The sequence below is a fragment of the Microbulbifer maximicatervae (SeqCode) genome, assembly GCF_052467385.1.
Window position 1 is genome coordinate 1,444,340 of sequence record NZ_CP174311.1, and the last position, 14,489, is coordinate 1,458,828.

Annotated in this window: 12 protein-coding genes; 11 read left to right on the plus strand and 1 reads right to left on the minus strand. The window is 50.1% G+C overall.

Going from position 1 to position 14,489, the window contains the following annotated elements; genetic code table 11:
• The first annotated feature begins 3 nt into the window (after positions 1 to 3).
• Together recO and acpS are read left to right on the plus strand one after the other, a co-directional pair.
• A complete protein-coding gene (recO, locus tag ACJJIR_RS06355; RefSeq protein ID WP_444907699.1) occupies positions 4 to 690 on the plus strand; it encodes a DNA repair protein RecO in 687 nt (228 codons plus the stop codon).
• Positions 687 to 1,073, plus strand: coding sequence for a holo-ACP synthase (gene acpS / locus ACJJIR_RS06360; RefSeq protein ID WP_282931967.1), 387 nt, complete (start codon positions 687 to 689; stop codon positions 1,071 to 1,073). Before recO ends, acpS begins: the two co-directional genes overlap by 4 nt.
• Here the strand turns inward: acpS and ACJJIR_RS06365 are convergent.
• Positions 1,070 to 3,901, minus strand: a complete 2,832-nt coding sequence (locus tag ACJJIR_RS06365; RefSeq protein ID WP_444907700.1) for a response regulator — start codon at positions 3,899 to 3,901, stop codon at positions 1,070 to 1,072. The two genes, acpS and ACJJIR_RS06365, sit on opposite strands and share 4 nt — an antisense overlap.
• Before the next feature lie 298 nt (positions 3,902 to 4,199).
• Here ACJJIR_RS06365 and cysM point away from each other — a divergent pair, with 298 nt between their 5' ends.
• From cysM to ACJJIR_RS06410, 9 genes are all read left to right on the plus strand, one after another.
• Positions 4,200 to 5,096 carry a cysteine synthase CysM gene (cysM, locus tag ACJJIR_RS06370; RefSeq protein WP_444907701.1) on the plus strand — a complete coding sequence of 299 codons (897 nt, stop codon included), beginning with the start codon at positions 4,200 to 4,202 and terminating at the stop codon, positions 5,094 to 5,096.
• 640 nt (positions 5,097 to 5,736) lie between these two features.
• Positions 5,737 to 7,983 carry a GTP diphosphokinase gene (gene relA / locus ACJJIR_RS06375; RefSeq protein WP_444907702.1) on the plus strand — a complete coding sequence of 749 codons (2,247 nt, stop codon included), beginning with the start codon at positions 5,737 to 5,739 and terminating at the stop codon, positions 7,981 to 7,983.
• Between the two features lie 19 nt (positions 7,984 to 8,002).
• On the plus strand, positions 8,003 to 8,830 hold the full coding sequence (mazG, locus tag ACJJIR_RS06380; RefSeq protein WP_444907703.1) for a nucleoside triphosphate pyrophosphohydrolase: 828 nt from the start codon (positions 8,003 to 8,005) through the stop codon (positions 8,828 to 8,830).
• A gap of 176 nt (positions 8,831 to 9,006) precedes the next feature.
• Positions 9,007 to 9,660, plus strand: a complete 654-nt coding sequence (gene adk, locus ACJJIR_RS06385) for an adenylate kinase (RefSeq protein ID WP_282931972.1) — start codon at positions 9,007 to 9,009, stop codon at positions 9,658 to 9,660.
• Positions 9,661 to 9,829: 169 nt separating this feature from the next.
• Positions 9,830 to 10,828 carry a ferrochelatase gene (hemH, locus tag ACJJIR_RS06390; protein WP_444907704.1) on the plus strand — a complete coding sequence of 333 codons (999 nt, stop codon included), beginning with the start codon at positions 9,830 to 9,832 and terminating at the stop codon, positions 10,826 to 10,828.
• A 266-nt stretch (positions 10,829 to 11,094) separates the two neighbouring features.
• Positions 11,095 to 11,892: a hypothetical protein gene (locus tag ACJJIR_RS06395; protein ID WP_413662735.1), complete on the plus strand. Its 798-nt coding sequence runs from the start codon at positions 11,095 to 11,097 to the stop codon at positions 11,890 to 11,892.
• A 159-nt stretch (positions 11,893 to 12,051) separates the two neighbouring features.
• Positions 12,052 to 12,750, plus strand: a complete 699-nt coding sequence (gene tsaB, locus ACJJIR_RS06400; RefSeq protein ID WP_413662734.1) for a tRNA (adenosine(37)-N6)-threonylcarbamoyltransferase complex dimerization subunit type 1 TsaB — start codon at positions 12,052 to 12,054, stop codon at positions 12,748 to 12,750.
• A 6-nt stretch (positions 12,751 to 12,756) separates the two neighbouring features.
• Positions 12,757 to 13,554, plus strand: coding sequence for an undecaprenyl-diphosphate phosphatase (locus ACJJIR_RS06405; protein ID WP_413662733.1), 798 nt, complete (start codon positions 12,757 to 12,759; stop codon positions 13,552 to 13,554).
• A gap of 5 nt (positions 13,555 to 13,559) precedes the next feature.
• Positions 13,560 to 14,441, plus strand: coding sequence for an NAD(P)-dependent oxidoreductase (locus tag ACJJIR_RS06410; RefSeq protein WP_413662732.1), 882 nt, complete (start codon positions 13,560 to 13,562; stop codon positions 14,439 to 14,441).
• Positions 14,442 to 14,489: the final 48 nt, after the last annotated feature.

Consider the following 14,489-nt stretch of genomic DNA (forward strand, 5'->3'; position numbering starts at 1 on the left):
AGTTTGATCCTGGAGCTTTTCACTCCCGATTACGGCCGGCTGGGCTGTGTCGCCCGTGGGGCCCGCCGTGACAAGCAGCGCCGCCAACAAGCGTTGCAGCCTTTCACCCCGTTGCTTGTCACATTGATGGGAGCTGGTTCACTTAAAACGCTCGGTCCAGTCGAAAATGTTGGTGTACCACTATGGCTCAAGAGCCGAGCGGTTTATGCGGGCCTTTATGCCAATGAACTGATGGTAAGGCTCCTTCCCGAGGGCGAGGCGCATTACACGCTGTTTGCAGCTTATCAGAGCCTGCTGGAATCTCTGTCCCAGCTGGAGGGACTCTCCAATGCTGAACTGAAAGGTCCGCTTCGTCGCTTTGAGTTACAACTGCTCCTGGAGCTCGGTACCTGCCCGTCCCTCAATATTAGCGGCCTGCAAGGAGACCCTGTAAGTGAAGATGGGGTTTATCGCCTGGATGATGAGTGGGGTTTAATTCCTGTTCACCGCTCCAAAGATGAGAGGCTGGGAGAGTGTTTTTTTTCAGGTGCCGAACTATTGGGGATGGACAGCGCTATGAATGGGGGTGTCTGGTCAGGTGAAGCTTTAGCACCTGCAAAGCGCCTTACACGATTATTGTTGAGGAAAGTATTGGGGGATAAGCCTTTGCAGAGCAGAGAGCTTTTTCGACAGGTTTACGGAAAAAAATGATTGTTAGTATTGGCACCGATATTTGTAACTACGACCGTATCGAGGTGGCGTGGCAGCGCTTTGGTGATCGCTTTGTTGAGCGTGTTCTTAACAGTGCGGAGAGGAAGGACTTTTATGCTATGGCTGAGCCCATCCGTGCTGCATATCTGTGCAAGCGATTTGCGGCAAAGGAGGCTGTAGCCAAGGCCTTGGGCACTGGGATTGGTGAAGGGGTTTCCTGGCAAGACATCGATGTCCGTCGCCGCAAGGGAGCTGCACCGCAGGTGGTGCTGGCGGGTGCAGCTGAGGAGAGGGCCGAAAAACTTGGTGTGGACAGAATCCACCTCAGCCTGTCTGATGAAAAAGACTCGGCCCTGGCATTCGTCGTATTTGAATCCTGCTAGGCAACTACCTCCAGGCCAAAGAGCGCATCCAAGTCTTGTTCAGAAGCCCACTCGCGCAGGGCCCGGATCTCCCTGAGAACAGCATTGAGTTTGCGCTGGTCAAAGGCTTGGGCATCGGACCCTTGGATAGTGCGCAATGCCTCTTGTAACACGCAAGTTGATTCTCTCAAGCGTGAAACTCCGCAATAGCAGCAGCCACCGTGCATGCGATGAGTGAGTTCGAACATGCCCTTGTAATCCCCAAGGTTGTACAACCTTTCCAGTTCTCTCTCATCTGAACTGAGACCGTCAATCAACATGCGCAGCATGTCCCTGGCCAGCTTGGCATCGCCGTTGGCGAGGGTCAGGCATTCGCCAATGTCTACCAGGCGCATCTCCTCAATCTTCACTTTTTCTGCGGCCTGGGGAGTGATGATCTTAAGCCAGCGCTTGATCATATGGGAGAGCTGGGCCTCGCTAACAGGCTTGCTTAAGTAGTCGTCCAGTCCCGCAGACAGCAGGCGTGCTTTTTCTTCGGCGCCGGCGTGGGCGGTGAGGGCAATGATTGGAGTACGGCGGCCGGTCTCCTGCTCACGAATCAGACGTGTAGCTTCGATACCATCCATTTCGGGCATTTGAATATCCATAAACACCAGGTCGAAAGCTCCCTGCTGCCAGAGCTGTAGAGCTTCTTCGCCGCTTGCTGCAATAACGACTTCTACATCTTGTGCTCGCAGAAGTTCGCCGACCAGTCGGCGGTTTGCCGCGTGGTCATCCACTGCCAGCACGCGCGGTGGTGCGGGCCACGGTAGCGCCTGTACCCCGCCACTAACCCGCTGCTGCCCCTGCTGTGGTACTGCTCGTTTCAGGGATCGCAGCAAATTGTCTCGGGTGACGGGTTTGCTAAGGAAAGTGAGAGTGCGGGTGCGTAGTTGGTCGTAGCAGCGACGCAATTCAGCGGGTGGGCCCAGTACGATCACGCGGCACTGATAGGTATCAACCAGCGACTGCACTTTGCTACTGAAATTATCAAAATCACCTTTGGCTGTAGCTGTATCGATAATAACAGCATCCGGTAGGGCATCGTGCCGCCACATTTGCTCGATTGCCGGTTGCAGAGTATCGGTATCGCCGAGTTCTATGGGCTCCACTTGCCATTGGCTGAGTAGCTGGGCTACCTGGGTCCGTGTAACTGGGTTGGGGTCTGCAAGTAATATTCGGCAGCCGGGATATTGAATACGCGGATACATGCCGCGATTGCGTTCAGCCTGGAGGGAAATTTGCACCCAGCAGGTACTGCCGTCATTGGCTGTTTCTTCAATACCTGTACAGCCGCTCATTCTCTCAACCAGGCTCCGGGCTATAGACATCCCTAAACCATTTGCACTGATTTGTTGGGTGAGCTGTGGGGACTTACTGGTAAGGATGCTCTCAATTTCCCGGCGACCGGCCTCGTCAATACGGTTACCCAGGCCGGTAACCGAGATACGGAGTACAAGTTCTGAGTTATTAATGCTATGTACTGACAAGCGTACGGGAATATTGCCATTCGCTGAGCTACGCACCGCGTTACCCACCAAGTTTGTGAGTATTTGCTTAATTCGCAATGGGTCCCCGATTAAAGTGGGAGGGAGTTGAGAATCGATCAAGGGCACCAGTTCCAGGTGGTGCTCATAGGCATTTGGGGCCAGTATTTGCAGGGTCTCTTCAAGTAGTAAGCCAAGGTCCATAGGGATATGGTCAAGGACCAGGTTGCCAGATTCGATGCGGGAAAAGTCCAGGATGTCGTTGATGGTGGTCAACAGGTTTTCCGATGAGCGTAAAATGGTTTGCAGGTAATCCTGCTGTAGCTCATCAATTCCAGTTTTTAACAACAGGTTGGTAAAACCGATAATGCCATTTAAAGGTGTGCGAATCTCGTGACTGGTATTGGCTAGGAACGTCGATTTAATCCTGCTTGCTTCCTGCGCCCTTTTACGTGCTAAGTCCAGCTCAATATTTTGTTCTTCCATACTGTCCAGGGATTGGCGCAGGTCATCCATAGACTGGAGCAGGTTGGCTTTGTATTCCTGTTGGTAACTGGACAGGTTTTCAGCCATCTCGTTAATTTGGTTTCCCAGTTGAGCGAGTTCTCGATTCTCCGTTTCATGGGTGCGTCGATCAAACTCACCTCTGCCAATCGCCTCCAGAGTATGCCCCATTCTAATCAGGCTGTGAGCAAAGCGCTCAGACATGATGACCGACCATGCCAGGGCGGCCAGTGTACAGAGAATCAACCCTACCAAGCCTACGAGTAAAACTTGGTAAGTTCCCACTAGGAAATAGGGGCGATGTAGCTCAATACTTATCCAGCAGGTTGTGATATCACCTTTCAAAGGTTGTAAAACCTGAAGGGTCTCGTCATCTTCAAAAATAAAGGGTTCGCGCTTGTTAAGAGTTTCCTTGCTAATGGGGGTGCGTGGACGCGGCCCGACACTGGCGAGCAAGCTGAGTCCGGTGCTGGGGTTGAGGGCTAGCTTGGGGCTGGGTTCGGTGGAGTAGACATGAACAGACCTGACCATATCTTTTTCCAGCATAAGTGCCAGCAGACTTTTGCGCAGCCATTCCATTCTAAGTTCAGCCGGATGGCCCCCGCTCATCTCAATTAGTTCAGCTAATTGCTCGGCGCTGGCTCTACCGTGGCTCAATAGCAATTGGCGACGATCGTGCATTTGCTGCAGGGTGAAAACGAGAGCGAGAAGCAGGGACAGGATTAGTGCAGGTGCTACAGTAAGGCGAAATACCAGGGTTCTTAAGGATCGAGGTTGCTCTGGTTCCTCGATTGAGAGAATAGGGTTGCCTGGGGCCATGTTAAGAGGGGCCTTGTACGATTATTTTTCCCTCATTTTACCGTTATGTACATCTGAGCGCACTCATTCACTTATCAGAAAACACTTCTTTTTTGTCACAATATGCGCGTTTTAGAGGCTCAAAGATTCACTTTGCCAAGATTAGATAGCGCGGCATAGCCATCTGAATAATACCGCTTCAGGTATATCTCCCTTAATAACCTGGGTAGGGAGTAGACCAAAGTAGACGGTATTTAGTGCATAGTACCGCTTGCTGTACACTTGGACTCCGCGAGATTTTTCTGGAATTTATTGCATTATGGATTATCCAACAATTGCTGACTGCGTAGGCAATACCCCGCTGGTTAAACTACAGCGCCTGCCAGGTGATACCAGTAATACTGTTTTGCTCAAGCTGGAAGGCAATAACCCTGCGGGTTCGGTAAAAGACCGCCCGGCACTTTCAATGATCAACCATGCGGAAGCTGCAGGATATATTTCTCCAGGAGATACCCTGATTGAAGCCACCAGCGGTAATACGGGAATTGCCCTGGCAATGGCTGCAGCGATTAAGGGCTATCAAATGATATTGATTATGCCAGACAGTGCTACCGAGGAGCGCAAGGCTTCAATGACAGCTTATGGCGCTGAGTTGATATTGGTTAGCGCTGAAGAAGGTATGGAGGGTGCGCGGGACTTAGCTTTGCAAATGCAAGAGGATAAGAAAGGATTGGTACTGAACCAGTTTACCAATAGCGATAATCCACTGGCCCACTATGAGGGAACCGGTCCGGAGATTTGGCAGCAGACCTCTGGAACGGTGACTCACTTTGTCTCCTCAATGGGTACAACCGGTACCATTATGGGATGCGGGCGTTACTTGAAGGAGCAAAATCCCGATATTCAAATCGTGGGATTGCAGCCAACTGAAGGCTCCAGTATTCCGGGGATTCGCCGTTGGCCGGAGGCATACTTACCTAAGATTTTTGTTCCTGAGCAAGTGGATCTGGTCATGGATATGGACCAGCGAGAAGCTGAGGATATGACTCGCAGGCTGGCGAAAGAAGAGGGTATTTTTTGTGGCGTTTCCTCTGGAGGGGCGGTAGCCGGTGCTTTAAGGCTGTCTGTGCAGCTAGAAAATGCGACGATTGTTGCAATTGTCTGTGATCGTGGAGATCGTTATTTATCTTCAGGACTTTTTGCCTCCCCAAAATAGTTCTTACTTTTTATTCTCTAATTTATCTTATTTTATTGATCAATGCTGGAAATAAAGTGCTTTAACTCCAGCATTGTGCCTGATATCTACTAACAAAAACTTTGTGAGATTCGCAGCTTTGTAAAGTGATTCGCCAATCAATTTACAATCATCTCTTTTGCCCCTTTTTTTGGGGGGAGCCTCTAATCCTCCTGCTATATGTGCATTGCCAGTTAAAAAAAGCAATAACTAAGCCGGTAAAGACAAAAAACTGATAGTTTGTAAAGTTCGGTAAAGCCTTGTTTTGTGTTCATGTAGAGGTGGAGAAATTCACTTTTAAGTAACAAATGCAACCTGTTCACTTCTCTCGATATTCCCCAATATCACAATTTTAGTTTTCTATAGGCATTGGTTTTCCAGGTTTACTGTTGGTTAAAAGGTCAACAAGCTGGACAAGACTTATACCCTCCCACTCAAATTGGTACGAAAAACTGCTGAATTTCGCGCAGCTTATTGAAATGTATACAGAAAATCATGGACTTTGGTGAGTTCAAACCTATGATAGAGAAGCGCTTAATCCAGCATGAGCACTGAGTAAATGTGCTGCTAAGCCAGGTAACGACAAAATTATGCCAATAACACAAATGACTCTTGTTAAAACATGGTTCAAGTAAGAAAGCATCATTCCTTTGGTGGAGAAGGTGAACTCGACCTTGAATCCTGGTTGCGCCATGTACAGAAACTCGCGGGCCTGGATGGTTCTGCGATAGTAACTTTGCGGCGCGCAGCTGAGGTGAGTGCCGAAGCAGAACAGCGCGCGATTGAGGCGGAAAATATCTGGGCTGAGGGCGCTAGCAGTTTTGCCACTGGCCTTGAGATGGCTGAGATTCTCGCCGACTTACAAATAGACTCGGAAGCACTTGTCGCGGCGGTGCTGTACCGTGCCGTACGTGAAAAACGCCTGCCACTGCAAGCTGTGGAAAAAGAATTTGGTGAGCGAGTTGCCAAGCTGATTCGTGGCGTTTTGCGTATGGCTGCGATTCGCAGTCGCAGCGCAGATACCGGAGAAGAGAGCCCGAGTGGTGCGGTAGAGGAACATTCAGAGAATATCCGGCGTATGCTGGTAGCATTGGTCGACGACGTGCGAGTTGCTTTGATCAAACTCGCTGAGCGTACCTGTGCTATTCGTGCTGCAAAAAACTCAGAGCCGGCTAAACGCCAAAGAGTTGCTCGTGAAGTGGCCGATGTTTATGCACCCCTTGCCCACCGCCTGGGAATTGGTCATATCAAATGGGAATTAGAAGATCTATCTTTTCGCTATCTTGAGCTGGAAGATTACAAGCAGATTGCTCGCTTGCTGGATGAGAAAAGACTGGCTCGGCAGCAGTATATCGATGAGGTATTGGAGCTATTGCGCTCTGAACTCGAGCGCGCCCATATTGAAGGTGATGTCTACGGGCGGGCAAAGCATATCTATAGTATCTGGCGGAAAATGCGCCGGAAAAATATCGGCTTCTCCCAGGTTTATGATATTCGCGCAGTGCGTATTCTTGTCCCAACTGTAAGGGATTGCTATGCGGTTCTGGGTATAGTGCACAACCTCTGGCGCAACATACCGAATGAATTCGATGATTATATCGCCTCCCCCAAAGAAAACGGTTATCGCTCTCTGCACACGGCTGTAATTGGCCCCGAGCGAAAGGTGCTCGAGGTTCAGATCCGAACTTTTGCTATGCATGAAGAGGCGGAATACGGTGTTTGTGCTCACTGGCGTTACAAGGGCACTGATCTTAAGAGCGAGAGTAAAGATAGCTACGAGCAAAAAATATCCTGGTTGCGTCAGGTGCTCGACTGGCATGAAGAGGTGGGAGGTAACCCACTACAAGATGATTTGCGCTCCAGTGAGGCAGATTCACGTATTTATGTATTTACCCCCGGCGGTCATGTTGTAGACCTGCCTCGGGGTGCAACACCATTAGATTTTGCCTACAAGATCCATACAGAAATTGGTCATCGTTGCCGCGGGGCTAAAGTAGATGGCCGAATCGTGCCGCTCAACCACCGGTTGGAGACAGCCAATCAGGTTGAAATCCTCACAGGAAAACTCGAAGCTCCGAGTCGCGATTGGCTCTCTTCGGGCATGGCCTATATCACTACCTCCCGTGCGCGAGCCAAGATTATTCACTGGTTTAAGCAGCAGGCTCGGGATCAGAATATCGCCGATGGCCGCAGTATTCTCGACCGGGAATTTAAGCAGCTGGCGCTGAGTGATTTCGATTTCGATAAGTTGGCAGCCAAGCTCAACATGCATTCCCTAGAGGACCTCTATGCGGCAGTGGGTGCCGGTGATATAGGCGTGGGTCAGGTTCTCAACGCAGCCCAGCGAATGGTGAAGGTCGACAATGTGCCTCGGGTACCATCGCTGACGGCTCCAGTTGCCCGGGGAGAAGGCAAGGCAGATGTCTATATCGACGGAGTGGGTAATTTGCTCACCCACATTGCCGGCTGTTGTAACCCCGTTCCAGGCGATGAAATTATGGGGTATATCACCCTTGGGCGCGGGGTTTCTATACATCGTAAAGACTGCGCAAATATGCTGCGTATGCAGGTTGAGGAGTCTGAAAGGGTACTCCAGGTAAGTTGGGCGGAAAAACCCCGTGAACTTTACGCCGTTGAAATTATGATCGAAGCCTACGATCGCCAGGGCCTGTTGCGGGATGTCACGGTGATGCTGGACAGTCAGAAAATTAATATTACCGCTATGCAAACCCGCTCTAATAAGAACAAGCATACGGTAGAAATGATCGTGACTGCTGAGATCCACAACTTTGAAGAGTTGAGCCAAGTTTTACATCGGATCAATCAACTGCCCAATGTGGCAGCGGCAAAGCGGCGAATTCTGCGCTGAACGCTGAGTAAGGAATAACGTGGAAAAGAATTACTCTGTGGAGGACCTCCTCCACTTGATGGCTCAGCTTCGCAGCCCTGAGGGCGGTTGCCCTTGGGACCTGAAACAGGACTTTGCCAGTATTGTCCCCTCTACGATTGAAGAGGCCTATGAGGTAGCAGAGGCTATTGAGCAGGAAGACTTTGAGCACCTGCACGAAGAGCTCGGAGATCTACTCTTCCAAGTCATTTTTTATGCCCAGTTAGGGCGTGAGAAAGGCCACTTTGATTTCCCCCAGATTGTTGACACTTTGGTACGCAAACTAGTGCGCAGGCATCCCCATATCTTTCCAAGTGGAACCCTCTACGGCGACCGCTCTGCCGAAGCTCTTGATGAAGCTGAAGTAAAGAGGAATTGGGAGGCGATTAAAGAGGCCGAACGCACTGCCAAAGGGGACGCAGGAACCCTGGCAGGAGTAGCTGTGGGGCTGCCGGCTTTGACGCGTGCGGCCAAATTACAGAAGCGCGCCTCCCGTGTCGGTTTTGACTGGCCCAATATTGATGGTGTCCTTGATAAGATTGAGGAAGAAGTTGCAGAGCTGCGAGAGGCTGTGACAAATGGGGATACGGAGCATGCAAAGGAGGAGCTGGGGGATCTGCTTTTCTCTTGTGTGAATGCATCCCGCCACCTGAAGGTTGATCCTGAGGCAGCTTTGCGGGGGTGTAGCAGGAAATTTGAGCGGCGTTTTGGTTATGTTGAGTCCAGTTTACACAGTGAAGGTCGGCAAGTATCAGAGGCAACGCTGGAGGAACTGGACAGACTTTGGGACAAGGCCAAAGTTCAGCGGGAGCCCGGTGCTGATAGCTAGGGATCTTAACAGGCTTACATAGAGCGGAGCTTTAAGCCCCTTTTAGTACTCTGTGGTTTGTATGGATTGTGGGGGTATCGGTAGCAATCTTGCCCAATCTGAGGTGTGAGTGTAAGGTAGCGCTCTTTTAGCGCGGCGGCTTTTGGTTCGTCGATAGTATTGGAGGCTTACTGAACATGCGAATTATTCTCTTGGGCGCGCCGGGAGCCGGCAAGGGCACTCAGGCTCAATTCATAACAGAGAAGTTCGGCATTCCGCAGATCTCCACCGGCGATATGCTTCGCGCTGCGGTGAAGGCGGGTACCCCTCTTGGCCTACAGGCCAAGGATGTTATGGACGCGGGAAAATTGGTTTCTGACGACCTGATCATTGCGTTAGTTAAAGAGCGCATTGCCCAGGAAGACTGCGCTAAAGGGTTCCTGTTCGATGGCTTCCCTCGCACCATTCCCCAGGCTGAAGCCCTTCTGGAAGCCGATGTACATATCGATCATGTTCTGGAGATCGCTGTTGACGATGAAGAAATCGTAAAGCGTCTCTCGGGCCGCCGGGTTCATGAAAACTCTGGTCGCGTCTATCACATCGTATACAACCCGCCCAAGGCTGAGGGTGTCGATGATGTGACTGGCGAGGCACTGATCCAGCGAACAGATGATACTGAAGAAACTGTTCGCAACCGTTTGGCGGTTTATCACGAGCAGACGGCACCGCTGGTAGGCTTCTATCGCGAGCTGGAAGCGCGCTCTCCTGAAGCGGCTCCCAAGTACAGCAAGGTAATGGGTGTTGGCGGTATGGATGAGATTCGCGAGAAAGTGTTGGAAGCTCTCAGCTGAGATCATCGCTAACATTTTTTAAAAGCCCCCACTTGGGGGCTTTTTTGTATCTCCAGAAGTGATATAGAGCGAGTTGATCACGGCGGTATTGGCCTGGCAGTATGCGCTCTTCCCTGCCCGATAACTGGCAGGATTTCTTGAAAGGATAAGATTTCTAACGGGGCGGTTTATGTCTACGGCAATAATTTTGATGAATTTAGGTACTCCAGCTGAGCCTATACCTACAGCAGTAAGAAGTTTTTTGCGGGAATTCCTTTCAGATCCGAGGGTTGTCGAGATACCGCGGCCAATCTGGCTGACCATATTGAACTGCTTGGTACTGCCTTTTCGTCCACAACGTATTGCCCCTGCCTATGCGGAAATATGGAATAGCAGTGCAGATGAAACAAAAGTGGAAGGATCGCCGCTTCTCTACTATACGCAGAAGCAAGCAGAGCTGTTGCAGCAGCGTTTAAAAGCAAAAGGTTGCGATGTCGCTGTTGAATATGCCATGACTTATGGTGAGCCCCGCCTCGACAACACCATAGAAACTCTGCGCGAGAAAGGTTTCGAGTCTTTTATAGTGCTTCCCCTATATCCCCAATATTCGGCTACCACAACTGCAGCAATTTATGATCAGGTGGCGCAAATTTTTCGCAATAGTCGCGATATTCCGGATATTTCTCTGATTCGAGATTATTACCAAAATCCGCTCTACATAAAATCCCTGGCCAATTCAGTAAAAGAACACTGGGAAAAAGCAGGGCCAGCGGAAAAATTGTTACTTTCATTTCACGGTATCCCAAAAGCCAATGTTGATAAGGGGGACCCCTATTATCGCCATTGCATGGAAACCGCACGGTTATTAGCGGATGAACTAGAAATCAGTGAGGATAAGTGGCAAGTCACATTTCAATCGCGCTTTGGTAAGGCAGAGTGGCTACAGCCATACACCGATAAGACCCTTATTGAATGGGGTAAAACAGGAGTTAGTAGTGTCGATGTAATTTGCCCGGCTTTTTCTGCGGATTGCCTGGAAACATTGGAAGAAATTTCGGTAGAGAATCGCGCTAATTTTATTGATGCTGGGGGCAGTGACTACCGATATATTCCTGCATTAAATTTGCGTGAGGATCATATAGAGGCGCTTGCGGAAATTGTGCAAACTAAGCTCAATGGGACAAAATAATTTCTACCAAAGTGCTAAAACGGGACCCAAAAGTGAAAATTGATAAGAAAAATATACTTTTTTTATAAAAAGTTTCTCATTTTTCGCTTTTTTACTTGCAATGCCGGGTATTTTTATTAACTTTGATAAAGTTGTATCGAAATAGGCGGTGCGGCGCTCTGCATAAGTAATAAAAACGGCCGATTCCAGTTTTTATTCGATAGCTAAAAGGCAATGCTGCCGGCACACTTTTGGATGTACTTCTTCTTTCAGTGAGGAGACAAGGGATGGCAAGAGTAGTAAAAAAAGGTACACGCGCGAAACGAGCAACTAGTGCGACCGCAGCGTCGCCAGCGGTCGTGAAAGCGCAGAAGGCGGTAGATTCAGCGACTAAATCGCTGGATGCGCAAATGGACCGTGTTGCTAAGGCTAAGGCTCGAGCGCAGAAAAGTAATGCGGCAACAGCGAAAACTTCGCTGGCCAGTGCCAATAGTAAGGCAAAGGATTTGCGCGCCAAGCTGGCAGCGGCAAAGATGGATCTTGCCAAAGCTAAGGCTATGGATGCCGTACATATGGCTGAAGCTGCTGCAAAAGAAAAGGTGGAAAGTCTCTCTAAGAGCCTCTCCAGCAAAGCAGATAAAGAGTTAGCTGCCGCACTCAAGGCATTTGAAACACGCTGGGTAAAAACCAAAGAAAAGGCTCATGCCAAGAAATTGAAGGCTGCTGAGAAGAAGGCTGAAGCTAAGGTTAAAGCAGCTGCAAAGAAAGCTGCCGCTAAAGTTAAAGAGTTAGAGAAGAAGGCTAAAGCCAAATTAAAAGCCGAAACTCAAAAGGCCAAGAAGAAACCTGCAGTCAAGGCCACAGCAGCGAAAAAGCCTGGACGCCCCAAGAAGGCCGCCACAGCGACGGCGAAAAAAGCCGGTCGTCCAAAGAAGGCAGCTTCAGCAGCTAAGCCAGCAAAAAGAGTCGGACGACCCAAGAAAGCGACTGCGACAGCAGCTGCTAAGAAGGCTCCAGCCCGTCGCGGCCGTCCACCGAAGGCTGGTGCTGCCCGTCGAGGCCGGCCACCGAAAAAGGCCGCCTAGGGTCATAAATATGGGCTCAACGATGTGAACTTTGGCAGGCTCCTCATAAACCCCGGTTAGTCCGGGGTTTTTTAGTTGCGGGTTGCGATATTGGGCATGACTCCCCTCCGCTCCCGTGCCACAATTCCCTCCCTTTTTATGACCGGGATTAAGAACGCTGTGAAAATACTTGCCCTGGATACAACTTCGGGCGCCTGTTCTGTTGCTCTCATATCTGATGGCCAGCTGATTGAGCGTTTTGTACAGGCAGAACGCGATCACACCCGTCGCCTTTTGCCAATGGTGGATGACGTTCTCGCAGAAGCCGGCATAAAGCTGGCAGGCCTGGATGCTCTTGCTGTCAGCCGCGGGCCGGGGTCATTTACTGGTCTCCGTATAGCAATTAGTAGTGTGCAGGGGTTGGCTTATGCTGCAGATCTACCGGTGGTTCCGGTTTCCAGCCTCGCAGCCCTAGCACTTGGAGCTCGGCGATCGCACCCGGACTGGGGAAAGTCACCCGTCGTGGCAATGCTGGATGCTCGTATGCAACAAGTATATTGGGGGGTTTACTCCAGTGACTCTCCCTGCGATAGCTTGATCCCGGAGGCGGTACAGAACCCGGAGGAGGTTCTGCTGTCTTTAGAGAAATCGGAGATTTGTACTCCGATCTATGGGGCGGGCCCGGGATTACATTATGAGGCTTTTGAAGGGGCGTCATTGGCTGCCGTTGATCAAGCCAGCCTCATTCATGCTCGGGATATAGCGCAGCTGGCAGTACCACTATGGGAGCAGGGTCATACAGTGACCGCTGAAGAGCTTGAGCCTGTTTATTTGCGCAATGAAGTGACTTGGAAGAAAAGACAAAAAATCCGATCTTAATAACATATGGAAACATTTCAGATTGTAATTTTGGCCCTGATACAGGGGCTGACAGAGTTTCTGCCCATCTCCAGTTCCGCGCACTTGATCTTACCTTCTGAGGTATTGGGTTGGCAGGACCAGGGGCTGGCCTTCGATGTTGCTGTTCATTTTGGCTCTTTACTGGCAGTAGTTTTCTATTTCCGCAAAGATATTTGGGTGCTGATTAGGGATGGTCTAGGAGGATTTACGAATAAACAATTTACCGATGAGGGGCGGCTGGCCTGGTTAATTGTTCTCGCTACTATACCTGTGGGACTGATAGGCCTGGTATTCAAAGGGTTCATAGAAACTCACCTGCGTTCAGCCGGTGTTATCGCTGCTACGACTATTGGTTTTGGTATTTTACTCTGGTGGGCTGATGCAAAGGGGCGCAGGGTCGAATCTCTAGCCCAGTTAAATTGGAAAAAAGCACTTCTGATTGGCTTATCACAGGTGTTGGCCCTGATCCCTGGCACCTCCCGCTCTGGTATCACAATGACTGCTGGTTTGATGCTTGGCATGAAGAGAGAGGCTGCAGCGCGCTTTTCGTTCCTGATGTCTATTCCTGTTATTGCCCTCAGCGCTATTTTGTTAACGATTGAATTACTTGCGCTGGAAAGTGTTCCATGGAATGACTTGCTGCTTGGTACCGTTTTATCTTGTATTAGTGCTTATTTGTGTATTCATTTTTTCCTTCAATTTATTAGCCGCATTGGGATGGCTCCATTCGCGATTTATCGCTTGGTTCTCGGTGTAATACTTATTTGGATGGTATGGGGGTAGAGGAAATGGCAACAGTTGCATTTATTGGCTTGGGGGTGATGGGATATCCCATGGCGGGGCATCTTTCTAATGCTGGCCACATGGTGCGAATTTACAATCGCACTGTTAGCCGTGCGGATCAATGGCTACAAGAATATGATGGAGAGAGCTTTGCAACGCCCGCTGAAGCCGCAAAGGGCGCGGAGGTTGTTTTTGCCTGTGTAGGCAATGACAACGATCTCCGCCAAGTGGTGACAGGAGAGCAGGGGGCATTCACGAGTATGGATGACGGGGCTTTGTTTGTAGATCATACAACAGCCTCTGCCGATGTTGCTCGGGAATTGGCAGTTGCAGCTGGCGAAAAGGGAATCGGTTTTCTGGATGCCCCTGTCTCTGGAGGCCAGGCCGGCGCTGAGAATGGTGCTTTAACGGTTATGTTTGGGGGAGATAAGGCAGACTTTGATAAAGTGCAACCTCTTATCGACTGTTATGCGCGGGCGAGCAACCTGATGGGGCCAGTAGGTAGCGGCCAGCTGTGTAAAATGGTCAATCAAATTTGTATCGCGGGTGTCGTTCAGGGGCTTGCTGAAGGTTTACATTTTGCCAAGGCAGCTGGCCTCGATGGAGAGCAGGTTGTCAATGTGATATCCAAGGGGGCGGCACAGAGCTGGCAAATGGAAAACCGCTCAAAAACTATGTTAGCTGGCGAGTATGACCACGGTTTTGCTGTGGACTGGATGCGTAAGGATTTGGCTATAGTCCTTCAAGAGGCACAACATAACGGAGCTTTACTGCCCGTAACTGCCCTGGTAGACCAGTTTTATAGTGAGGTACAAGCTATTGGTGGAGCTCGTTGGGATACTTCCAGCTTGTTTGCACGATTAATGAATGTGCGCTCTTTCGATTAATCCCTCCAATCAATAGCTACCGGGGTTAAGCTTGATCCCGGTGCCGCT